Below are 22116 nucleotides of genomic sequence, written 5' to 3' on the forward strand. Positions count from 1 at the left end.
GGACATGCTCAAGAAAAAGGGCAGCCGAGGCTGCCCTTTCCTACCTTGCAATCCGCTTATTCAGCCAGCTTGAAGGTGATGAAGCTGGCACGCCCCTGGCGCAGCACGCGCATGGACACCGAACGGTTCTTCGGCAATTCCTTGGCGATCTCGGTGAACTGCTTGGCCGAGGCAATGGCCTGGTTGTTCAGGTGGCTGATCACATCGCCCGGACGCAGGCCGATCATGGCCGCCGGGCCATCCTGGACTTCCTTGATGACCACCCCACCCTTGAGTTCGAGCGACTTTTTCTGCTCGGCACTGAGGTCGGCGACAGATACGCCCAGACGGTTGCTGCTGCGCTCGGCGCTGCCATCGGCACCCGCACCCATGCCGATGTCGGCGTCATCCTCGGGCAATGCGCCGATGGTCACATCCAGGTTCTGGCGCTTGCCATTGCGGATGATCTCAAGCTTGGCTTTCTCGCCATCTTTCAGGCTGCCCACCAGGTGCGGCAGGTCGGCGGACATGACGATCGGCTGGCCATTCATGCTCAGGATCACGTCGCCCACCTGCAGGCCGCCCTTGGCTGCCGGGCCGTTTTCCAGGACCTGGGCCACCAGGGCACCGGCCGGCTTGTCCAGGCCGAACGACTCGGCCAGGTCCTTGTTGACCTCCTGGATCACCACGCCCAGCCAGCCGCGGCTGACCTTGCCGTCTTTCTTCAACTGGTTCGATACATCGATCGCCACGTCGATCGGGATGGCGAACGACAGGCCCATGAAGCCGCCGGAACGGGTGAAGATCTGCGAGTTGATGCCCACCACCTCGCCTTTCATGTTGAACAGCGGCCCACCGGAGTTGCCCGGGTTGATCGCCACGTCGGTCTGGATGAACGGCACATAGGTGTCGTTGGGCAGCGTGCGGCCCTTGGCGCTGACGATACCCTTGGTCACCGAGTGGTCGAAGCCGAACGGCGAACCGATGGCCAGCACCCATTCACCGACCTTGAGCTTTTCCGAATCGCCCAGTTTGACGGTCGGCAGCTTCTTGCCGTCGACCTTGAGCAACGCCACGTCGGTGCGTGGGTCGGTACCCACCAGCTTGGCCTGCAGCTCGCTGCGGTCGGACAGGCGGACGATGATCTCGTCAGCGTCGGCCACCACATGGTTGTTGGTCAGCACGTAGCCGTCACTGGAAATGATGAAGCCCGACCCCAGCGACTGCGCCTCACGCTGGCGATCACCGCGCGGCGAACGCGGCTGCTGCGGCATGTTGCGCTCGAAGAACTCGCGGAACATCGGCGGCAGGCCTTCCAGGTCGGGCATCTGCCCGGCGGCGACACGGCGGTCCGGCAGCTTCTGCTTGGTACTGATGTTGACCACCGCCGGCGAGGCCTGCTCGACCAGGGTGGTGAAGTCCGGCAGGGACTCCTCGGCCTGGGCACTGAGCACCTGGCCGAGCATCAGCACGGCAGCGAACATCGATAGGTAGGTTTTCAAGCGTGGTATTGACATACGGCTCCCGTCACAACGAGCGTAGTTAGCAGTAAGGTTCCCGCAGACGCAGGAAAGGCCAGACTCCGAGAAGCCTGACCTATAGAAAATTTGCGGCAGGATTGCAAATGACAATGCCTTAATTTCATGTCAGCTCTGTGTAACAAGAGCTGTCAGGGCACTGCTCAGTCATTGACGCGCCTGGGCATCCTGGGCCCGCATCGACAAGGCGACACGCTCGGCAGTGCCCAGCGGAATCTCGCCGACCACCGTGACCATCACCTTGCCCTTGGGCGTGGTCAGGCGCCGCGACACTGCGACAGTAGGGCCGAGCTGGGCACGGGTATCGATACCGGGCTCGTTGCCGATCGGCTCGAGGAACACCGAAAAACGGGCCAGGCCATCGTCATACATCAGGCTGCTGACGGTACTCTTGCGCTCGGGGTCGCGCCGCACCGAGCTGTTGACCAGCTCAAAACCCGGCGGCAACCAGTCGGAACGCCACCCGGCAGCGCTTTCGGAGGTGCCGGAGGCGACCTGTTCGACCGGCCTGCAGGCAGCACCGGCGCTGAGGTCGGCCTCGGTCGGCACGTCGTCGGTGTCCAGGCGGGTCATCTGGAAGCGCTCGAGCAACTGGCCCTTGTCGTTGAGCATCAACGAGCGTAGAGGCAGGCCGGTACGCCGATCCAGGTGCAATTCGAAGGCATAGCGATGCTGGTCACGCGGGGTGAGCGAGACAATCACCGCGTCGCGCCCGGCGACGCGTGACTTGCCTGCCACGCTCAGATCATACCAGCTCATCAGTTTCAGGGGATCGAGCACCCGCGCGGCAGTGTCCGGCGCGGCGCTCACGCTACTGACCAAGTTGCCACTGACGCACTGCACCTTGCCGTCGACCCGCACGATTTCCTGGGCCGAGCCGTCGAGCTGCAGCAGCCGCTCGCTGACCTTGCCGTCCTGGACGCGATGCCAGATATCGTGGGATGAGAAACTGCCGTTACGTTCGTAGACGAAGGAACCCTGGTAACTCTGCTGCTGCTCGGCCCTTGCCAGCTTGTTGAGCCACTCGCTCGCCTCGGGCGAAGAGTTGGCGGCCAGGGCCTGTACCGTCAGGCTGCTGCCAAGCAGCAGCGACAGGAGAGGTAGCGCGCGCATGATCCTCCTTACTTAGCGGTTTTCCAGGCTGGCGGCGCGGGCGTAAGGCAGTGCGGTTTCGTTGCCCTTCAGCGCGGACTCCTGGGCGTGCTGGCGCAGGTAGCCTGGCAGGCGTTGATCCCAGCCGGCCTGGTTCTGCAGCACACCGTTGGCCATCGGCCCGGTCGGTTGCTCGTTGCCTTCACTATAGCCTGCCAATACGGCCGGGCCTTGCACCTGCGGCATGCTCAGGCCCTGCTGGGCTGGCTGCTGGGCGGCCAGCTGGGCGCCAGTGATCTCGTCCTGGTTGTAGAAACGCACGCCCGCCAGTACGGCAACGGTCACCGAAGCGGCCACGGCGAGACGGCCAATGCTGCGCCACGGGCCCTGCTTGACCTTGGCCGGCACGGCCTCGTCGGCCAGCGCCGCGGAAACCGCCGAGGCGATGTCCAGCTTGGGCAACAGCAGCTCCTTGTGCATGGCTGCACGGGCAACCTGGTAACGCGACCAGGTGGCACGGGTTTCGGCATCGTCGACGGCGTTCAGCACGCGACGCAGTTCCAGTTCGTCCGCTTCGTTATCCATCACCGCGGACAGCGATTCCTGCAAAGCTTCACGACTCATGGCGGTTCCTCTCTTGGCTATCGCCGCTGTCTCAGGTTTCCTGCAACAAAGGTTGCAGGGCTTTGTCTATGGCCTCCCGAGCGCGGAAGATTCGAGAGCGCACGGTACCCACCGGACATTGCATGACACTGGCAATGTCTTCGTAACTCAGTCCGTCGAACTCGCGCAGGGTCAGTGCCGTGCGCAAGTCTTCGGGCAGTTGCTGGATGGTTCGATGGACAGTGCCTTCGATTTCATCCCGCAACAACGCGCGCTCTGGGGACTCGAGATCCTTGAGACCATGATCGCCGTCGTAAAACTCCGCATCCTCGGAGCTCACATCGCTGTCTGGTGGCCGTCTTCCACGGGATACCAGGTAGTTCTTCGCCGTATTGATGGCAATGCGGTACAGCCAGGTGTAGAACGCACTGTCACCGCGAAAATTCCCAAGCGCACGGTATGCCTTGATGAAGGCTTCCTGCGCCACGTCCTGCGCTTCATGGGTGTCGTGTACGAAACGCACGATCAACCCGAGAATCTTGTGCTGATACTTCAGCACCAACAGATCGAACGCTCGCCTGTCGCCACGCTGCACGCGCTCGACAAGCTGCTGATCCTCTTCCTGGGTTAGCATGAACACTCCTCAGTGATCTCGAAGGAGCGTTGCAACAGCCATCGTTCAGGCTTGCAACCATAGACTCGGGCTTTTCGCAAAAGTTCTCCCCTCCAAGCAAGTTTCCTGCGGCCCTTGGTCGGCTCGCACGGAAGACGCAACGCGGTCACGGCCGGCTGCGCCGATAATCAGTTTTCGTTACGCAGGTGCCAGCCCAGAATAGAGCCGGCGCCTTGCGTCGCCGCAGCAACCTGTGGCGTACGGGCAGCCTGTATAGGATTTCCAGGGGTATCGGAAAGTTCCCACAAAGATCGCCACCCACCCGCAAGTGCCATTGGAAATCAGGCGCCCGGGGCTGCTATAAAGGCATCCCGACCCGGTTTCACGATAGTTTCACAATGCCATCGGCGCCCGACTATTGTGCCGTGCCCCCTCCAAAGATTACTAGTGTCCCGACATGAGCCAACAATTCCAACATGATGTCCTGGTGATCGGTAGCGGTGCCGCCGGTCTCAGCCTGGCACTGAACCTTCCCGGCCACCTGCGCATTGCCGTGCTGAGCAAGGGCGACCTGGCCAACGGTTCTACCTTCTGGGCCCAGGGCGGTGTCGCCGCGGTGCTCGATGACACAGATACCGTGCAGTCGCATGTCGAGGACACGCTCAACGCCGGTGGCGGCCTGTGCCATGAAGATGCCGTGCGCTTCACCGTCGAGCACAGCCGCGAGGCCATCCAGTGGCTGATCGAGCAAGGCGTGCCGTTTACCCGCGACGAACACTACAGCGTCGACGACGGTGGTTTCGAGTTCCACCTGACCCGCGAAGGGGGCCATAGCCACCGGCGCATCATCCATGCCGCCGACGCCACCGGTGCCGCTATCTTCACCACGTTGCTGGAGCAGGCGCGCAAGCGGCCGAACATCCAATTGCTGGAACAGCGCGTGGCCGTCGACCTGATCACCGAGCGGCGCCTGGGCCTGGACGGAGATCGCTGCCTTGGCGCCTACGTCCTGGACCGCAACACCGGCGAGGTGGACACCTTCGGTGCCCGTTTCACCGTGCTGGCCACCGGCGGCGCGGCCAAGGTCTACCTCTATACCAGTAATCCCGACGGTGCTTGCGGCGACGGCATCGCCATGGCTTGGCGCGCCGGCTGCCGGGTGGCCAACCTGGAGTTCAACCAGTTCCACCCAACCTGCCTGTACCATCCGCAGGCCAAGAGCTTCCTGATCACCGAGGCCCTGCGCGGTGAGGGCGCCCTGCTGCGCCTGCCCAACGGCGAGCGTTTCATGCCGCGCTTCGACCCACGTGAAGAGCTGGCGCCACGGGATATCGTCGCCCGCGCCATCGACCACGAGATGAAGCGCCTGGGGGTGGACTGCGTCTATCTGGATATCAGCCACAAGCCGGCCGACTTCATCAAGAGCCATTTCCCAACGGTCTACGAACGCTGCCTGACCTTCGGTATCGACATCACCCGCCAGCCTATCCCGGTGGTGCCTGCGGCCCATTACACCTGTGGCGGGGTAATGATCGACGAGCACGGCCACAGCGACGTGCCTGGCCTGTACGCCATCGGCGAAACCAGTTTCACCGGCCTGCATGGCGCCAACAGGATGGCCAGCAACTCGCTGCTCGAATGCTTCGTCTATGGCCGCGCCGCCGCCGCCGACATCGAGGCGCGCTTGGACCAGGTCGCCATGCCCCGCGCCCTGCCCTGCTGGGACGCAAGCCAGGTCACCGATTCGGACGAGGACGTGATCATCGCGCACAACTGGGACGAACTGCGGCGCTTCATGTGGGACTATGTGGGCATCGTGCGCACCAGCAAGCGCCTGCAACGGGCCGAGCACAGGGTGCGCATGCTGTTGGACGAAATCGACGAGTTCTACAGCAACTACAAGGTCAGCCGTGACCTGATCGAGCTGCGCAACCTGGCGCAGGTGGCCGAGTTGATGATCCGTTCGGCCATGCAGCGCAAGGAAAGCCGGGGCCTGCATTACACCTTGGATTATCCAGGGATGCTGCCTGAGGCCAGGGACACGATCCTGGTGCCACCGAACCACGAGTAAGGCCTGGACAGGCGCAGGAGCGCGCTTGCACCGCGAAGGGATGACAGCCTCTGTATCGTCATCGCGGCGCAAGCCCGCTCCCACGAACCGCCATCAAACGAGGGCTGGATCGATCACCAGCACCAGCTTCCCGGAAACCTGGTTGCTTGCCAGTTCCGCATAGGCCGCTTCGGCGAATTCGACCGGATAGGTATCGACCAACTGTGGCGACAGTCGCCCCTCGGCGAACAACGGCCACACCTGCTGGCGCAATTCGCGCAACAATTCGGCCTTGAACCCGTCATCACGGTTGCGCAGCGTGGAGCCGGTGATTTCCAGGCGCTTGCCCAACACCAGCGCCAGGTCCAGCTCGACCTTGCGTCCGCCCATCAGGCCAATGATCACCCAACGCCCGTCACGAGCCAGCAGCTGCAGGTTGAGCGGCGCATAACTGGCGCCCACAGGGTCCAGAATCACATCGAATGGACCAAGCTGCTTGAGGTCATCGAGGTTGCCATTGCGCACCACGCCACCTGCGGCCCCCAGCGACTCACAGTAGGCCAGCCGCGCCGGCGAGCCGACGCTGACCCACACCGGGTTGCCGAAGGCCTTGCACAGCTGGATCGCCGCCGAGCCCACACCACTGGCCCCGGCATGCACCAATACCTTCTCGCCAGCCTTCAATGCCCCCAGCTGGAAGATGTTCAGCCAGGCCGTGGCATACACCTCGGGAATCGCAGCGGCTTCCTGCAGGCTCAACCCTTCGGGCACCGGCAGCACATGACGGGCGTCGACCACCACCTCCTCGGCCATGCCACCACCGGCGAGCAATGCACAGACCCGGTCGCCCACACGCCAATCGGCACCCGCTCCGACTTCCTCGACGACGCCGGCGCATTCCAGCCCCATATAAGGGCTGGCACCAGGAGGCGGCGGGTACAGCCCCGCCCGCTGCAGCAGGTCGGCGCGGTTCAGGCCCGCGGCGGCCACACGGATACGTACCTGCCCGGCATCGCAGGCCGGGCGCTCGGCCTCGACCCACGCCACATGTCCGTCAACGCCTTGCAATGCCTTCACAGTGCCTCCATAGTTGAATCATATGACCGAGCCTGGGCACGCCAAGTCCCAGGCTTTTTGCAGTATGCGTCCGGCTCCGATGGAACCGGCGAACGGATAAGACGGCCTACTATGCGTGATCAATTGCCTCCACGTCGAATCAGCATGAAGCATTTCCTCCCCAGCACCGCCCTCGCCCTCATGATCGGCCTGGGCAGCCTCACGCTCGGTGGCAATGCGGCCGCCGCCAACAAGTGGGACAGCCTGCAGCCGGACCGCGACGAAGTGGTCGCCAGCCTCAACATCGTCGAGCTGCTCAAGCGCCACCACTACAGCAAGCCGCCGCTGGACGACGCCCGTTCGGTCATCATCTATGACAGCTACATCAAGCTGCTCGACCCTTCGCGCAGCTACTTCACCGCAGCCGACATCGCCGAATTCGACAAATGGAAGACCCAGTTCGACGACTTCCTGAAAAGTGGCAACCTCGAGCCGGGCTTCACCATCTACAAGCGCTACCTGGACCGCGTGAAGTCGCGCCTGGACTTCGCCCTGGCGGAGCTGGCCAAGGGTGCCGACAAGATCGACTTCACGGTGAAGGAAGACCTGCTGGTCGACCGCAAGGACGCCCCGTGGATGAAGAACCAGGCCGAGCTCGACGACCTGTGGCGCAAGCGCGTCAAGGACGAAGTGCTGCGCCAGAAGATTGCCGGCAAGGATCCCAAGCAGATCCAGGAAACCCTGACCAAGCGCTACAAGAACCAGCTGGCGCGCCTGGACCAGACCCGCGCGGAAGACATCTTCCAGGCCTACATCAACACCTTCGCCCAGTCCTACGACCCGCATACCAATTACTTGTCGCCGGACAACGCCGAGAACTTCGACATCAACATGAGCCTGTCGCTCGAAGGCATCGGCGCGGTGCTGCAGAGCGACAACGACCAGGTCAAGATCGTACGCCTGGTACCGGCCGGCCCGGCCGCCAAGACCAAACAGGTGGCGCCGGCCGACAAGATCATCGGCGTCGCCCAGGGCAACAAGGAAATGGTCGACGTGGTCGGCTGGCGCCTTGACGAAGTGGTCAAGCTGATCCGCGGCCCGAAAGGCTCGGTGGTGCGCCTGGAGGTCATCCCGGCCAGCAACGCGCCGAACGACCAGACCAGCAAGATCGTCTCGATCACCCGCGAAGCGGTCAAGCTCGAGGAGCAGGCGGCGAAGAAGTCGGTGCTCAAGCTCAAGCAGGATGGCCGTGACTACAAGCTCGGCATCATCGAGATCCCGGCTTTCTACCTGGACTTCAAGGCATACCGCGCTGGCGATCCGGATTACAAGAGCACCACCCGCGACGTGAAGAAGCTGCTCACCGAGCTGCAGAAAGAGAAAGTCGACGGCGTGGTCATCGACCTGCGCAACAACGGTGGCGGCTCGCTGCAGGAAGCCACCGAGCTGACCAGCCTGTTCATCGAGAAGGGCCCGACCGTGCTGGTGCGCAACAGCGACGGGCGCGTCGACGTGCTCGAGGACGAGAACCCCGGCGCCTTCTACAAAGGCCCGCTGGCACTGCTGGTCAACCGCCTGTCGGCGTCCGCCTCGGAAATTTTCGCCGGCGCCATGCAGGACTACCACCGTGCGCTGATCATCGGTGGCCAGACCTTCGGCAAAGGCACCGTGCAGACCATCCAGCCGCTCAACCATGGCGAACTCAAGCTGACGCTGGCCAAGTTCTACCGTGTCTCCGGGCAGAGCACCCAGCACCAGGGCGTGCTGCCGGACATCGCCTACCCGTCGATCATCGACACCAAGGAAATCGGTGAAAGCGCGCTGCCTGAAGCCATGCCGTGGGACACCATCCGTCCAGTGGTCAAGCCTGCCTCCGATCCGTTCAAGCCGTTCCTCGCCCAGCTCAAAGCGCAGCATGAGGCGCGCAGTGACAAGGATGCCGAGTTCGTTTACATCCGCGACCGCCTGGCACTGACCCAGAAGCTGATGAACGAGAAGACCGTCAGCCTCAACGAGCAGCAGCGTCGCGCCCGCCACGACGAGATCGAAGCCAAGCAGCTGGCGCTGGAGAACATCCGGCGCAAGGCCAAGGGCGAAGAGCCGCTCAAGGAACTGAAGAAAGAGGACGAGGACGCCCTGCCCGCCGAGCCGGACGACACCAAGCCCGAGGACGATGCCTACCTGTCCGAGACCGGTCGCATCCTGCTCGACTACCTGAGCCTCAGCACCTCGGTGGCCAAGCACTGAAGTGATGGCAAAATAATGTGACCTGTCATCAAACAGTCATCGGACTGTCGTGAAATGGAAGGGCCGAACGTGCAAGCGTTTGGCCCTTTTCAATTCAGGAAGCAGTCCATGACCGTCACCGAACAGCTCAGCGCATTGAGTGCCATCCTGGCTCAACGCAGCATCCACTGTCTGTTCCAACCCATCGTCTGCCTCTCCGAACGGCGCATCCTCGGCTATGAGGCCCTGAGCCGCGGCCCCTCCAACAGCCCTTTGCACTCCCCCCTGAACCTGTTCGCCATCGCCCGCCAGGCCGGTCGCCTGGGTGAACTGGAAGTGCTGTGCAGGGAAACCGCCTGCCGACGCTTCAGCGAGCTGAACCTGGCGGGCCAGCTGTTTCTCAACGTCTCGCCCGAGTCCCTGGTAGAACCCAACTACCCTTCCGGGCGCACCCTGCAAATGCTCGAACAGGTCGGCCTGGCCCCCAGCCGGGTGGTCATCGAACTGACCGAGCAGACGCCCACCGAAGACTTCCAGCTGCTGTACAACGCCCTGCACCATTACCGCGACATGGGTTTTTCCATCGCCCTGGATGACCTGGGTGCTGGTTACTCCAGCCTGCGACTGTGGTCGGAGTTGCGCCCGGACTACGTGAAAATCGACCGCCATTTCATCGATGGCATCCACCAGGACCCGCTCAAGCGTGAGTTCGTCGGCTCGATCCTGCAGATCGCACGCGCTTCCCGCGCCCAGGTGATCGCCGAAGGCATCGAACTGGCCGAGGAACTGGCCATACTGGGCGACATGGGCGTGGACCTGGTCCAGGGCTACCTGCTGGGGCGCCCCCAGGAGTTTCCCCCAGGTGACAGCCTCGGCCTGCTGCCCCCGGCGCCGGATACCGCTGTGGCGCTGGATGAGGACAGCAGCGATCTCAGCGCCCTGCTCATCCTGCAACCCTCGGTCACGCGCGAGACACCCATTCAGCAAGTGCTCGAGGCGTTCCACCGCCAGGCCAACCTCAATTCGCTCGCGGTACTGGACGAACGTGGCAAACCATGCGGTATCGTCCACCGCCATTCACTTGCCGATGCCCTGCTGAAGCCCTTTGGCACCGACCTGTACGCCCGCAAACCGATCAGCCGGTTGATGAGCCAGGACTTTCTCGCCGTTGAGCGCAGCCAGTCGCTGCAGCAGGTCAGCCGGCTGCTTACCAGCCGAGCCCGCCAGCGTATCGAGGAAGACTTCATCATCACCCAGAGTGGGCGTTATCTGGGGTTGGGGCGGGTGATCGACGTACTCAAGCTGATCACCGAACAGAAGATCCAGCAGGCCAGGCACGCCAACCCACTCACCCTGCTGCCCGGCAACGTGCCGATCCAACAATGCCTGGCGCGCCTGCTGCTACAACGGCGCGAGGCCGCCGTATGCTACGTGGACATCGACAACTTCAAACCCTTCAACGATATCTATGGCTATGCCCGTGGCGACGAAGTGCTGCTGTGCCTGGCGCAGTGCCTGAGCGACTGCGTCGACCCCAGCAGGGATTTCGTCGGCCATATCGGTGGGGATGATTTCATGCTGGTATTGGGATCGGCAGACTGGCGAGCGCGGCTTGAACTGCTGCTGGAGGCCTTCGTCCGGCAATGTCGACGCTTCTATCGCGGTGAACACCTGGAGGCCGGCTGTTTTATTGCCCATAACCGTCAGGGTCAACGGGAAACCTTCGAATTGCTGTCGCTGTCGATCGGGGTAGTCTGGCTCGCGCCGGGAAGCTGCGCAGGGCTGGATGCCGGCCAGTTGGCCGAGCTCGCCTCACAGGCGAAAAGAAAGGCCAAGGAAACCGGCGGGGCGAGCCTGAGCCTGATCGACACAACGGTACTGGAGTAAACCCTGGCAGGCTCCGGCAACCGCTACCGCGCCAGGTAGCCCTCTCCCCCGGTTTCAGGCCTCTTCCGGGTAGCGATACTCGAACACCCGCACCACTTCCGAGGCATGCCAGGACGCCGCCTCCATGCCGTCCACCGGCCCGGAAAACCGTCCCAGGCGCTCGACACACTCGAAAAACCCGGTGCGTGGCAGGCGGCTGGCGCCTTGGCTGATCACCAGCGAACTGCGCAGCGGCTGCTCGGCGCGGGCGTCGAGCACCGCCAGGTACTCAAGGGCCGCGGTCAAGGTCTGCATGGCCGGGCTGGGCAATTGCAAACGCTCAAGCAGTGCCCGGTAGGTCAGCAGATGGCGTTGCCGGCGGGCCAGGTCAAGCTCGCTCAGCAGGCCCTGCCATTGCTGACGGCTGATCCTGACCTGGCTCATGACGGCTCGCTCCAGCCGGCCACGCCCAAGTGCCACGCCAGGCTGCGTAGAATGGCCGCGTCGGGGCGGCGCTCCCCGGACTCGATCATGGCCAGGTATGCCGGGCTGATGCCGACACTGCGTGCCAGCTGCTCCGGCGCCAGCCCCTTGGCCTGACGCAAGGACGCCAGCTCAGCCAGTGAGGACAGGCTGGCGCTTGGTTGAGTGCTGGCAACATTGCTTTCGGTGACGGGTGCGCTAGCCGGTGCCTGGCCTGCGGCCGCGAGCAACGCCTGATACTGCTCCCAGGGAACCACTGCGTACTCGGGCTGACCGTCCCGGCTGATGACCTGAATACCCATACAACCCCCTTGACGTTGGATTACGGCATGTAATCCGTAGGCATAACCCTTATGCCAATTATATTACCAACCTCGGGGGTCTGTGCGGAATCAGCTACCGGGCCGTTCCAGGCGCAGCGCTTCGGGGGTTTCCGGCAACCGTTCGACCACGCGCAGCCGCTCCGGCGCCTGGCTGTCGCGCCAGGCCTTGAAGCGGCCCAGCTCATCAGCCACGGTCTTGAGCACCCAGCCCAGCACGGCGATGTCATCGAGCAGGCCGACACCCAGCAGCCAGTCGGGGATGGCATCCAGTGGGCTGACGAAGTAGAGCAGCCCGGCGACGATGGTCACCAGTGCCTTGGGGCTGACAGCGCGGTACTCGCCACGCCACCAGGCCAGGCAAAGCGCCTGCATCAGGCGCAGGTCCTCGCGCAGCTGGCCCAGCCTCGGCCCTTTGCGGGCCACTGCGAACAGCAATGCCGGCAGCCGGCCGCGGCTGAGCAAGCGTTCGGCAAGGGGCAGGAAGCGGGTGAAATTCCAAGGTGCGCTCATGGGGCCTCCAGGGGAGCCGGAGGTTATCCACATTTATTGTGGATAACCTTGTGAACAGGGCGGCATTGATGCCGCGTGGTGCCCACCGGGCAAGGGCCGGGTACGAATCGGGCGTTTTTTACACAACCGTTTCAAGCGCGCAAACGTTTTGCGACAAAGGCACCTGTATTCAGGCCGGGCACTGCTTGCGACAGTGAATGACGCCAACGGTTCGCGTCAAGCACTGCTGAAAACGACGACGCCCCGTCGAAACGGGGCGTCTTCATGCAACACGACGGCTGTTACTTGGCCGGTGCTTCGCCAGCCTTGGCCGGGTCTTTGATGGCCAGCAGTTCCAGGTCGAACACCAGGACCGAGTTGGCCGGAATCAGCGGGCTCGGGCTCTGGGCGCCGTAGGCCAATTCAGCCGGGATGTACAGCTTGTACTTCTCGCCGACATGCATCAGTTGCAGGCCTTCGACCCAACCCGGGATCACGCCGCTGACCGGCAGGTCAATCGGGCTGCCGCGCTCGACGGAGCTGTCGAATACCTTGCCGTCGGTCAGCTTGCCCTCGTAGTGGACGGTGACGACGTCGGTCGGCTTGGGTTGCGGGCCATCGGCCTTCTTCACCACTTCATACTGCAGGCCCGAGGCGGTGGTGATCACGCCAGGTTTCTTGCCGTTTTCCTCGAGGAACTTCTTGCCGGCGGCGGCTGCTTCCTCGCTGGCCTTGGTCAGGCGCTCTTCGGCGCGCTTCTGCAAGGCAGTGAAGGCTTCGACCAGTTCTTCGTCCTTGATGCGCTGTTCCTTCTTGCCAACAGCGTCCTCGATGCCTTGGGCGACGGCTTTCGAGTCGAGGTCGTCCATGCCTTCCTGGGCCAGGCTCTTGCCCATGTTCAGGCCGATACCGTAGGAGGCCTTCTGTGCTGGGGTCTTCAGCTCGACGCTGCTGGTCTGGGCGTCGCAACCGGCGAGGACCAGGCCTACCAGGGCAACCGCGGCCGCCAAACGATGCTGTTTCATGTAATTTCCTTGTTCATGCGCCATGAGGGCAATCAGGGTAAAGCCGCGAGCTTAGCAGGCGGCCGCGACCAATGGCTACCGGCATAAGAGCGGGTTGGGGGCAGGAAGTTCCTGGGTGAAAGCTTGTTCATGGTCGCACAGGCAGCCTTTGGCCAGTATTCACGCTGTTTCACGAGTCGTAGCACGCTTTTGCAGGTGAGGCTCCAGTCTTGCGATTGCTGTCGCGGCCTCTCGCCGGCAAGCCGGCTCCCACAGAAAACACCGTTGCCCTTTCAGGAACTGACTCAGGCGATCCCGACCTGGTTGCGCCCACTGTTCTTGGCCAGGTACAGCCCCTTGTCCGCCGCCGAGATCAGCTGCCGGCAATGGCTGCCGACACTCGGGGTCAGGGTCGCCAGGCCGATGCTCACGGTCAGGTGCGACGCCGCCTCGGGCACGGTATGGGCGATCTTCAGGCCCATGATGGTCTGGCGCAGTTTTTCGGCCACCAGGCGCGCGCCACCGGGCGAGGTGTTGGGCAGCACCAGGGCGAATTCCTCGCCGCCATAACGCGCCGGCAGGTCGGTAGGACGCGAGCAGCAGCCACGAATGGCCTCGGCCACCTTGCGCAAGGCCTCGTCGCCGGCCAGGTGGCCGAAACTGTCGTTGAACGCCTTGAAATAGTCGACGTCGATCATCAGCAGCGACAACTGCTGCTGCTCGCGAATCGCCCGGCGCCATTCCAGCTCCAGGTACTCGTCGAAGTGACGGCGGTTGGACAACCCGGTCAGGCCGTCCGAGTTCATCAGCCGCTGCAGCATCAGGTTGGTGTCGAGCAACTGCTGCTGGCTCACGCGCAGCGCACGGTAGGCCTCGTCGCGCTGCAACAGGGTGAGGTAGGAGCGCGAGTGGTAGCGGATACGCGCCACCAGCTCGATGGTGTCCGGCAACTTGACCAGGTAGTCGTTGGCCCCGGCGGCGAAGGCCGCGCTTTTGACCAGCGGGTCCTCCTTGGTCGACAGGACGATGATCGGAATGTCCTGGGTGGTCGGATTGTTGCGGTACTCGCGCACCAGGGTCAGGCCATCAAGGCCCGGCATGATCAGGTCCTGGAGGATCACCGTGGGCTTGATGCGCATGGCCTGGGCCACCGCCTGGTGCGGGTCGGCGCAGAAGTGGAAGTCGATGTTCTCTTCGTGGGCGAGGCCACGGCGCACCGCTTCGCCGATCATGGCCTGATCGTCGACCAGCAGGACCATCGCCGCACTTTCGTTGATGGTCGTGAAACCTTCGATCGGTAGATCATTCATGCGTAATCACCCGTCCACTGCCGGCCACGCGGCGCGACTCAATACATATCGTCATTTCGGAAAGATTTCCATCAGTCGTCCGGCGATTCGCTCCAGCGGACGTATTTCCACCGCCGCGTCGATCGCCGCGGCGGCCTTGGGCATGCCGTACACCGCGCTGCTCTGCTGGTCCTGGGCGATGGTCAGGAAACCCTGCTGGCGCATCAGTTTCAGGCCTTGGGCGCCGTCGCGCCCCATGCCGGTGAGCAGCACGCCCACCGCATCGCCGGACCAGCAACGCGCCACGCTCTCGAAGAACACATCGATCGAGGGCCGGTAGATTTCGTTGACGGGCTCGGCAGTGTAGGCCAGCTCGCCATTCTTAAGGAGGCGGATATGGTGGTTGGTGCCGGCCAGCAGCACCTGCCCCGGCTGCGGCGGCTCACCCTCGCGGGCCAGGCGCACCGGCAGGCCGGAGGCGCTGCTGAGCCACTCGGCCATGCCCGCGGCGAATACCTGGTCAACATGCTGGACCAGCACGATGGCCGCCGGAAAACTGCGCGGCAGCCCCTTGAGCAGTACTTCCAGGGCGGCCGGCCCACCCGCGGACGAGCCGATGGCCACCAGTGCGCGGCGCTGCGAGGCCTCGCGCAGCGGCACGCTAACCGCCCGAGGCGCGCTGGGCCGCTGCTGGCCGATCAGCCAGCCGATATTGAGGATCTTGCGCAGCAGTGGCGCGGCTGCCTCGCGTGCATCGCCAGCGCCCAATGCCGGGGTGTCGACCACATCCAGGGCGCCATGGCCCATGGCCTCGAACACCCGGTGCACATTCTGTTTGCGATCCACGGTGACGATGACGATGGCGCAGGGGGTTTCGGCCATGATGCGCCGGGTCGCTTCCACGCCGTCCATGACCGGCATGATCAGGTCCATGAGGATCAGGTCCGGCGTCTGCTCGGCGCACAGGCGCACCGCCTCGGCGCCGTTGCCGGCGACCCAGATCACCTGGTGCGCGGGCTCGAATGCCAACGCCCGGCGCAGGGCCTCGACGGCCATGGGCATGTCGTTGACAATGGCGATTCTCATCCCTGGGCACCTCCGATCAGCTCCACGACCGCATCCAGCAACGCATCGTCATGGAAGCTGGCCTTGGCCAAATAATAGTCGGCACCGGCATCCAGTCCACGACGCCGGTCTTCTTCGCGATCCTTGTAGGACACCACCATCACCGGCAGCGATTGCAGGCGGTTGTCGCGCCGCACCAGGGTGACCAGCTCGATCCCGTCCATGCGCGGCATGTCGATGTCGGTGATCAACAGGTCGAAATCATCGCTGCGCAGCGCGTTCCAGCCGTCCATGCCATCCACGGCCACCGCCACTTCGTAGCCGCGGTGGCCCAGCAGCTTACGTTGCAGCTCGCGCACGGTGAGCGAGTCGTCGACCACCAGGATGCGCTTGCGCACCGCACCCTTGGCGCCCCGCCCACCGCGCTCGATACGCTCCAGGCGGCCGGTGCTGAGCAGCTTGTCCACCGAGCGCAGCAAGTCCTCGACATCGACGATGAGCACCACCGAACCGTCGTCGAGCAAGGCCCCGGCGGAGATATCCTGGACTTTGCCCAGGCGGGGATCCAACGGCATCACCACCAGTACCCGCTCGCCGATCAGCCGCTCGACGGCCACCCCATAGAGCTGCTCGCGCTCGCGGATCACCACCACCCGCAGGCTCTGTTCGTCGCCCTGTGCCGCCGGCCGGTTGAGAAGCTGGCTGGCGGCCACCAGGCCGATGTGTCGCCCTTCGTGCCAGAAGTGCTGCCGCCCTTCGATCTGCACGATGGCCTCGGCCGCCACGTCGACGGTGCGCTCGATATGCGCCAGCGGGAAGGCGTAGGCCTCGCCGCCCACCTCGACGACCAGGCTGCGAACCACCGACAAGGTCAACGGCACTTCCACATGGAAGCAACATCCCTGGCCGGCCACCTGAGTCAACTCGATGGAGCCGCGCAGCTCACGGACCATGTGCTGCACCGCATCCAGGCCGACACCGCGCCCGGACACTTCGGTGACCGTGTCGCGCAGGCTGAAACCCGGCAGGAACAGGAATGTCAGCAGCTCGGCCTCGCTCATCTGCGCCACCGTCTCGGCCGGTGACAATGCGCGCTCGACGATACTCTCGCGCAAGCGCTGCAGATCGATGCCGGCACCGTCGTCAGACAGTTCGAGGATCAGCAGCCCGGCCTGGTGCGAGGCGCGCAGGCGCACGGTGCCCTCGCTCGGTTTGCCGGCCAGCAAGCGCTGCTCGGGCAGTTCGATGCCATGATCGACCGCGTTGCGCAGCAGGTGCGTCAGCGGTGCCTCGAGCTTTTCCAGCACGTCACGGTCGACCTGGGTCTTCTCGCCCTCGATCAACAGGCGCACCGGCTTGTCCAGCGAGCGCCCGAGGTCGCGGACCATCCGGCTCTGGCCGGTGAGCACATCGGCGAACGGACGCATGCGACAGGCCAGCGCCGTGTCGTACAGCAGTTGCGCGCGCTGGCTGGCCTGCCAACCGAATTCGTCGAGATCGGCCGCCTGCTGCAAGAGGATCTGCTGGGTTTCAGCCAGCAACTGCTGGGTCTGGGCCAGCGCTTCCAGCACCTCCGGCCCCTGCCCGCTCTCTTCCAGCTGGACCTTCAGGCCATCGAGGCCGCGCATGCCCTGGCCATGCATGCGCTTCAGGCGCTGCAAGGTGGCCAGGTAGGGTTTCAGCCGCTGGGTCTCGACCAGCGACTTGCTCGACAGGTCCAGCAGGCTGTTCAGACGGTCGGCAGTCACCCGCAATACCCGCTCTCCCCCCTCGCCACCACGCTTGCCGGCCTTGCGGGCAGGCACGGGCTCAGCTTCCGGTTCAGGCTCCGTGGGGGCCTGGAGCGTTGGCTCGGGTTCCGGCCGCGCTGGCATGGCAGCGGGCGGCACGCTTGGAACGCCAGCCTGCGCGGGCGCAGAAGGGTCGAGCAACGCGGTCATCTGTGCCAGGAACACCGCCACGGCGGCTTCGCCGCCCTGATCTCCAGGGGTCGCGATACGCATCAACAGGTCGGTACCTTGCAACAAGGCGTCGATATGCTCCGGGCGCAGCAGCAGGCGGCCCTCCTGAGCGGCCACCAGACAGTCTTCCATGACGTGGGCGACGCTGACCCCGGCATCGATGCCGACAATGCGCGCCGCCCCCTTGAGCGAGTGCGCCGCACGCATGCAGGCCTCGAGTTGATCGGGTTGCGCAGGGTTGCGCTCCAGCGCCATCAAGCCGGCGCTGAGCACCTGGGTCTGGGCCTCGGCCTCCAGGCTGAACAGCTCGAGCAGCGACGCATCGCGCATTTGCTCCGGGGTCATGACAGGCTCCGCTTCACGGCTGACATCAGGTGTTGTTCATCCAGCACTCGCACGCTGCGCCCTCGCCACTGCAACACGGCAGCGGTGAAATGCGCCGCATCGCGGCCGTTGTCCTGGCCCGCAAGGTCAAGACGATGGATGCCGTCGATCTCGTCCACCGGCACCACCACCGGCCCGCCCTCGGCCGCCAGGATCAGCATGCGCGGCATGCTCCGCCCGGTGCGCTCCGCGCCCGCTTGCGTCGGCACGCCCAGCAGGTCGGCGAGCGACAGGCAAGGCACCAGCGCACCGCGCACATTGGCGACGCCCTGCAGCACACGCGAGCGCTGGTGCGGCAACGAGTGCACCGGCTGCGCCGGGGCGATCTCGGCCAGGCAGGCGGTGGCCAGGGCCAGCCACTCCTCGCCCAGGCGGAACAGCAGCATCGAGCGGCCGACCGCGCATTCCTCCACGATGGCCGTTTCGACCTGCTCGTCCTGGACCAGCGCATAGCGGTCCAGCAGGCGCGTGGCCGCGTCGGCATACACCTCGCAATTGCGGCAGTGCACATGCTGCTCCAGCAACGGGCACTGCTTGTCGCCATGCACGCCGATGCGGTTCCAGCAATCATCGATGGGCTGGTCGTCATTGGCGATCAGTTGCATATGGTATCCGCCGCTCATCGTTCAGACTCCCTGCCAGCTCGGGCGGCACGCTCCTGCAGGCGCCGGGCACCGGCATCGTCCCCCTGCGCGGCCAGCAGCATGGCCAGGTGCATCAGTGCCTCAGGGTGCTGCGGCTCGAGGTAGAGCGCCTTGCGATAATGGGTGATGGCCTGCGCGGCATCGCCTTCGGTGTCACTGAGCAACCCCAGCCAGTAATAGACCTGCGCCTTGGGGGCGAACTGGCGCAGATAGCGTTCGCAGTCCGCCCTTGCCTGCTGGTTTTCACCGGCATTGGCCTGCCGGGCAATGAGGGCCAGCAACTGCGCTTCGCCCTGCGCCGGGACCGGCGCCGCTGGCACGGCGCTCGACCTGGCGGCTCGGGGCGGCAGTGCCACGAGACGCGGCGGCGGCGGCGCGACCGGCTGGCGCGCAACCGGCAACGGCTTGGCAACAGGCGGTGGGGCATCATCCTGGCGCACATAGGCGAATGACTGGGCAATCCCCAGCGGGCGCATGCCCAGGCGCGCCAGCAGGCTGCCCTCGGCGGGGCCTATGAACAGCACGCCCTGAGCGTGGATCAGGCGCTTGAGTACCTCGAACACTCGCTGCTGGGTCGGAACATCGAAGTAGATCAGCAAGTTGCGGCAGAACACAAAATCGTACAACCCTTCACGCGCCTTGAGCGCCGGGTCGAGCACGTTGCCCGCCTGCAGGCTGACTTGCTGGCGCACCCGCTCATCCAGGCGATGGGTATCGCCGCTTGGGCTGAAGTGCCGCTCGCGAAAGGCAAGCTCACTGCCGCGGAAGGAGTTGCGCCCGTATAGCGCCTGCTCGCCCTTGGCCACCGAACTGGGGCTGATATCAATGCCATCGACGCGGAAAGCGCCCGGGCTCAGGCCACCGTCGAGCAAGGCCATGGCGATCGAGTAGGGCTCCTCGCCCGTCGAGCACGGCAGGCTGAGGATGCGCAAGGGCCGTGCGCCGGCAAGTTCTGCCGCACGCTTGTGCGCCAACCCCGCCAGCGCGGTGAAGGATTCGGGGTAACGGAAGAACCAGGTCTCCGGAACGATGACCGCCTCGATCAAGGCCTGCTGCTCATCGCTGGACTGCTGCAAACGCAGCCAATAGTCGTCGAGATCCGCAGCCTGCACGAGCGTGCAGCGCTGGCGCAGTGCGCGCTCGACCATCGCTGTGCCGACCGACTCCACGTCCAGCCCGATACGTTCCTGCAGGAAACGGAAGAAACGTTGCTCGCTCATGCTGGCTCCTGCCCGGGCTCGACGGGGTACAGCAGCTCACGCACCGCGTCCGACAACAGGTCGTTCACCTGGATGCGCTGCAACAAACCGCGGGCGTCCTGGCGCACCGGCCCGAGATAGCGCGCGTCGGCATTGTCCAGGCCGTATGGCTGGAATTCCTCGGGGGCACAGCGCAGCGTATCGGTGGCCTGCTCCAGGACAAGCCCCAGTTGCAGGTCAGGACGGCGCGGGTCAGCGCGATAGTGCACCAGGACCATCCGCGTACTGCTGCGCGACTGTGCCGGCATGCCGAAGCTCAGCGCCGACAGGTCGATCACCGGTACCAACGCACCACGGTGGGCGAGCACGCCGGCCACCCAGCCCGGCGCCTGGGCGATGGGTTTGAGGGTACGACACGGCAGCACTTCGATCACCTCACGCACGTCCAGGGCGAAGCGCTGGTCGGCGATACGAAATTGCAGGTACAGCACGCCCTTGCCGGCTGATTCGCGATCCTCGCGAGGGGACGGTTCGTTCATCGTCGTCAGACTTTGAACCGCGAAACACCGCCACGCAGCCCGGCGGCTACCTGGCTCAGTTCGTCGATGGCGAAGCTGGCCTGGCGCAGCGATTCCACGGTCTGGGTACTGGCATCGCTGAGCTGGGCCAGTGCCTGGTTGATCTGCTCGGCGCCGGTGGCCTGGGCCTGCATGCCCTCGTTGACCATCAGCACCCGCGGCGCCAGCGCCTGTACCTGATGGATGATCTGGCTGAGCTGCTCGCCCACTTGCTGCACCTCGAACATGCCGCGGCGCACTTCCTCGGAGAACTTGTCCATGCCCATCACCCCGGCCGACACCGCCGACTGGATCTCGCGCACCATCTGCTCAATGTCATAGGTGGCCACGGCGGTCTGGTCGGCCAGCCGGCGTACTTCGGTGGCGACCACGGCGAAACCGCGACCGTACTCACCGGCCTTCTCTGCCTCGATGGCCGCGTTGAGCGACAGCAGGTTGGTCTGGTCGGCGACCTTGACGATGGTCACCACCATCTGCGTGATATTGCTGGCCTTCTCGTTGAGGATCGCCAGCTTGGCGTTGACCAGGTCGGCGGCGCCCATCACCTGGTGCATGGTCTCCTCCATGCGCGCCAGGCCCTGCTGGCCGGCACCGGCAAGGCTCGAGGCCTGGTCGGCCGACGAAGTGACTTCGGTCATGGTGCGCACCAGGTCCCGCGAGGTCGCGGCGATTTCCCGCGAGGTGGCGCCGATCTCGGTGGTGGTGGCGGCTGTCTCGGTGGCGGTGGCCTGCTGCTGCTTGGAGGTGGCGGCGATCTCGGTGACCGAGGTGGTCACCTGCACCGACGAGCGCTGGGCTTGCGACACCAGGTTGGCCAGGGATTCGGCCATTTCGTTGAAGCCACCCTCGATCGCGCCGAACTCATCCTTGCGGTCCAGGCTCAGGCGCATGCTCAGGTCGCCCGAACGCAGGCCGTCGAGGGCGTGCACGATGCGTTGCATGGGGGCGGTGATCGCGCGCATCAGCAGCAGGCCGCAAATGCCGGCGGCGACGATTGCCAGCAGCAGCGAGACGATCATGCTGCCTTTGGCGGTGGCCACGGCGCTGACGATTTCATTGGTGGCGTTGTCGGCCGACTCCCGGTTGCGCTCGATCACTTCGTTCAGATGCAGGCGCCCTTCTCTCCAGGCTGGCGTCAGCACCTCGGCGATCAAGCGCTGGGCTTCGGCGTAGTTCTTCTGGCGATAGGTTTCCAGGACCTGATCGACGATCTTGACGTAAGCCTCTTCCTGGCGCGTGAAATCGTCGAACGCGGCCTGGTCGGCCGGGTCGCGGATAGTGCCCTGGTAGCTGGCCATATGCTGCTTCAGACGGTCGTCGAAACTCTTGAACAACTCGGCATCGGTCGTGGTGAACTCGCGGTGGTTCGACAGGCCGACCAGTTGCTGGCTGGTCACGTAGCTGTCGACCCAGGCGCTGCGGATCATCGAGCTGTAGTAGAGCCCGGGAATGCTGTCGGACCCTACCGCCTCCTCGCTGGACTCGATCGCCACCAGCCGCGAGTAGGCGGCCACGATCATCAGCAGCATGATGGCGATAATCACGGCGAAACTTGCCAGGATCCGTTGGCGCAAGGTCCAGTTCTTCACATTCAGCCCTCAGGAATTCGATACGAGCGGGAAAAATCGCCGAAGTATAGCCCAGGCTTCCTACGTATTTGCGGCTGAATGCTGC

The 22116-nt window shown here is 64.5% G+C and carries 19 protein-coding genes; 3 read left to right on the forward strand and 16 right to left on the reverse strand.

The genetic code is table 11. From position 1 onward, the window contains the following. Positions 1 to 56: 56 nt before the first annotated feature. The 4 genes from LOY42_RS20590 to rpoE all read right to left on the reverse strand — a co-directional run bounded on the left by LOY42_RS20590 (position 57) and on the right by rpoE (position 3846). Positions 57 to 1463: a DegQ family serine endoprotease gene (locus LOY42_RS20590; RefSeq protein ID WP_408981087.1), complete on the reverse strand. Its 1407-nt coding sequence runs from the start codon at positions 1461 to 1463 to the stop codon at positions 57 to 59. Between the two features lie 201 nt (positions 1464 to 1664). Continuing rightward, positions 1665 to 2630 carry a MucB/RseB C-terminal domain-containing protein gene (locus LOY42_RS20595; protein WP_139669527.1) on the reverse strand — a complete coding sequence of 322 codons (966 nt, stop codon included), beginning with the start codon at positions 2628 to 2630 and terminating at the stop codon, positions 1665 to 1667. A 12-nt stretch (positions 2631 to 2642) separates the two neighbouring features. Then, complete coding sequence (locus LOY42_RS20600; RefSeq protein WP_102681609.1) at positions 2643 to 3233, reverse strand: sigma-E factor negative regulatory protein; 591 nt, start codon at positions 3231 to 3233, stop codon at positions 2643 to 2645. A 31-nt stretch (positions 3234 to 3264) separates the two neighbouring features. Further along, positions 3265 to 3846: an RNA polymerase sigma factor RpoE gene (rpoE, locus tag LOY42_RS20605; protein WP_010220971.1), complete on the reverse strand. Its 582-nt coding sequence runs from the start codon at positions 3844 to 3846 to the stop codon at positions 3265 to 3267. 436 nt (positions 3847 to 4282) lie between these two features. Between rpoE and nadB the strand changes: the two genes are divergently transcribed. Continuing rightward, the gene (nadB, locus tag LOY42_RS20610; protein WP_046856844.1) at positions 4283 to 5896 is read left to right on the forward strand and encodes an L-aspartate oxidase; all 1614 of its coding nucleotides are present in this window, start codon (positions 4283 to 4285) and stop codon (positions 5894 to 5896) included. 93 nt (positions 5897 to 5989) lie between these two features. Here the strand turns inward: nadB and LOY42_RS20615 are convergent, their stop codons facing one another. Next, positions 5990 to 6952 (reverse strand): NAD(P)H-quinone oxidoreductase, encoded by a 963-nt coding sequence (locus LOY42_RS20615; protein WP_198754678.1) that lies wholly within the window; start codon positions 6950 to 6952, stop codon positions 5990 to 5992. Positions 6953 to 7096: 144 nt separating this feature from the next. Here LOY42_RS20615 and LOY42_RS20620 point away from each other — a divergent pair, with 144 nt between their 5' ends. Beyond that, on the forward strand, positions 7097 to 9178 hold the full coding sequence (locus tag LOY42_RS20620) for a carboxy terminal-processing peptidase (protein ID WP_172670906.1): 2082 nt from the start codon (positions 7097 to 7099) through the stop codon (positions 9176 to 9178). A 108-nt stretch (positions 9179 to 9286) separates the two neighbouring features. After that, the gene (locus tag LOY42_RS20625; protein ID WP_198754680.1) at positions 9287 to 11044 is read left to right on the forward strand and encodes a bifunctional diguanylate cyclase/phosphodiesterase; all 1758 of its coding nucleotides are present in this window, start codon (positions 9287 to 9289) and stop codon (positions 11042 to 11044) included. Between the two features lie 54 nt (positions 11045 to 11098). Here the strand turns inward: LOY42_RS20625 and LOY42_RS20630 are convergent, their stop codons facing one another. The 11 genes from LOY42_RS20630 to LOY42_RS20680 form a co-directional block, all read right to left on the reverse strand. Then, a complete protein-coding gene (locus LOY42_RS20630) occupies positions 11099 to 11467 on the reverse strand; it encodes a hypothetical protein (protein ID WP_023629774.1) in 369 nt (122 codons plus the stop codon). Continuing rightward, positions 11464 to 11808 (reverse strand): helix-turn-helix transcriptional regulator, encoded by a 345-nt coding sequence (locus LOY42_RS20635; protein ID WP_110697750.1) that lies wholly within the window; start codon positions 11806 to 11808, stop codon positions 11464 to 11466. Before LOY42_RS20635 ends, LOY42_RS20630 begins: the two co-directional genes overlap by 4 nt. A gap of 90 nt (positions 11809 to 11898) precedes the next feature. Continuing rightward, the gene (locus LOY42_RS20640) at positions 11899 to 12339 is read right to left on the reverse strand and encodes a YkvA family protein (RefSeq protein WP_102681605.1); all 441 of its coding nucleotides are present in this window, start codon (positions 12337 to 12339) and stop codon (positions 11899 to 11901) included. A 281-nt stretch (positions 12340 to 12620) separates the two neighbouring features. After that, the gene (locus LOY42_RS20645; protein WP_038705560.1) at positions 12621 to 13343 is read right to left on the reverse strand and encodes an FKBP-type peptidyl-prolyl cis-trans isomerase; all 723 of its coding nucleotides are present in this window, start codon (positions 13341 to 13343) and stop codon (positions 12621 to 12623) included. 284 nt (positions 13344 to 13627) lie between these two features. After that, positions 13628 to 14632, reverse strand: a complete 1005-nt coding sequence (locus LOY42_RS20650) for a PleD family two-component system response regulator (protein ID WP_102681604.1) — start codon at positions 14630 to 14632, stop codon at positions 13628 to 13630. Positions 14633 to 14683: 51 nt separating this feature from the next. Continuing rightward, positions 14684 to 15697 (reverse strand): chemotaxis response regulator protein-glutamate methylesterase, encoded by a 1014-nt coding sequence (locus tag LOY42_RS20655; protein ID WP_038705558.1) that lies wholly within the window; start codon positions 15695 to 15697, stop codon positions 14684 to 14686. Beyond that, the gene (locus LOY42_RS20660) at positions 15694 to 17982 is read right to left on the reverse strand and encodes a hybrid sensor histidine kinase/response regulator (protein ID WP_198754681.1); all 2289 of its coding nucleotides are present in this window, start codon (positions 17980 to 17982) and stop codon (positions 15694 to 15696) included. The genes LOY42_RS20655 and LOY42_RS20660 overlap by 4 nt, the downstream gene beginning before the upstream one ends. Beyond that, the gene (locus LOY42_RS20665) at positions 17979 to 18644 is read right to left on the reverse strand and encodes a chemotaxis protein CheW (protein WP_232968014.1); all 666 of its coding nucleotides are present in this window, start codon (positions 18642 to 18644) and stop codon (positions 17979 to 17981) included. The genes LOY42_RS20660 and LOY42_RS20665 overlap by 4 nt, the downstream gene beginning before the upstream one ends. Further along, the gene (locus LOY42_RS20670) at positions 18641 to 19885 is read right to left on the reverse strand and encodes a protein-glutamate O-methyltransferase CheR (RefSeq protein WP_139669515.1); all 1245 of its coding nucleotides are present in this window, start codon (positions 19883 to 19885) and stop codon (positions 18641 to 18643) included. Before LOY42_RS20670 ends, LOY42_RS20665 begins: the two co-directional genes overlap by 4 nt. Further along, positions 19882 to 20403 (reverse strand): chemotaxis protein CheW, encoded by a 522-nt coding sequence (locus LOY42_RS20675; RefSeq protein WP_102681601.1) that lies wholly within the window; start codon positions 20401 to 20403, stop codon positions 19882 to 19884. Before LOY42_RS20675 ends, LOY42_RS20670 begins: the two co-directional genes overlap by 4 nt. A 5-nt stretch (positions 20404 to 20408) precedes the next feature. After that, a complete protein-coding gene (locus LOY42_RS20680; protein WP_139669513.1) occupies positions 20409 to 22031 on the reverse strand; it encodes a methyl-accepting chemotaxis protein in 1623 nt (540 codons plus the stop codon). Positions 22032 to 22116: the final 85 nt, after the last annotated feature.

The sequence above is a fragment of the Pseudomonas sp. B21-023 genome (assembly GCF_024749165.1).
GTDB lineage: Bacteria > Pseudomonadota > Gammaproteobacteria > Pseudomonadales > Pseudomonadaceae > Aquipseudomonas.

Coding starts and splice junctions, on each gene's coding strand:
- LOY42_RS20645 (WP_038705560.1), bottom strand. CDS start 13,343: ATGAAACAGCATCGTTTGGCGGCCGCGGTTGCCCTGGTAGGCCTGGTC.
- LOY42_RS20665 (WP_232968014.1), bottom strand. CDS start 18,644: ATGAGCGGCGGATACCATATGCAACTGATCGCCAATGACGACCAGCCC.
- LOY42_RS20675 (WP_102681601.1), bottom strand. CDS start 20,403: ATGAACGAACCGTCCCCTCGCGAGGATCGCGAATCAGCCGGCAAGGGC.
- nadB (WP_046856844.1), top strand. CDS start 4,283: ATGAGCCAACAATTCCAACATGATGTCCTGGTGATCGGTAGCGGTGCC.
- LOY42_RS20650 (WP_102681604.1), bottom strand. CDS start 14,632: ATGAATGATCTACCGATCGAAGGTTTCACGACCATCAACGAAAGTGCG.
- LOY42_RS20630 (WP_023629774.1), bottom strand. CDS start 11,467: ATGAGCCAGGTCAGGATCAGCCGTCAGCAATGGCAGGGCCTGCTGAGC.
- LOY42_RS20655 (WP_038705558.1), bottom strand. CDS start 15,697: ATGAGAATCGCCATTGTCAACGACATGCCCATGGCCGTCGAGGCCCTG.
- LOY42_RS20625 (WP_198754680.1), top strand. CDS start 9,287: ATGACCGTCACCGAACAGCTCAGCGCATTGAGTGCCATCCTGGCTCAA.
- LOY42_RS20590 (WP_408981087.1), bottom strand. CDS start 1,463: ATGTTCGCTGCCGTGCTGATGCTCGGCCAGGTGCTCAGTGCCCAGGCC.
- LOY42_RS20595 (WP_139669527.1), bottom strand. CDS start 2,630: ATGCGCGCGCTACCTCTCCTGTCGCTGCTGCTTGGCAGCAGCCTGACG.
- rpoE (WP_010220971.1), bottom strand. CDS start 3,846: ATGCTAACCCAGGAAGAGGATCAGCAGCTTGTCGAGCGCGTGCAGCGT.
- LOY42_RS20600 (WP_102681609.1), bottom strand. CDS start 3,233: ATGAGTCGTGAAGCTTTGCAGGAATCGCTGTCCGCGGTGATGGATAAC.
- LOY42_RS20620 (WP_172670906.1), top strand. CDS start 7,097: ATGAAGCATTTCCTCCCCAGCACCGCCCTCGCCCTCATGATCGGCCTG.
- LOY42_RS20670 (WP_139669515.1), bottom strand. CDS start 19,885: ATGAGCGAGCAACGTTTCTTCCGTTTCCTGCAGGAACGTATCGGGCTG.
- LOY42_RS20635 (WP_110697750.1), bottom strand. CDS start 11,808: ATGGGTATTCAGGTCATCAGCCGGGACGGTCAGCCCGAGTACGCAGTG.
- LOY42_RS20640 (WP_102681605.1), bottom strand. CDS start 12,339: ATGAGCGCACCTTGGAATTTCACCCGCTTCCTGCCCCTTGCCGAACGC.
- LOY42_RS20660 (WP_198754681.1), bottom strand. CDS start 17,982: ATGACCCCGGAGCAAATGCGCGATGCGTCGCTGCTCGAGCTGTTCAGC.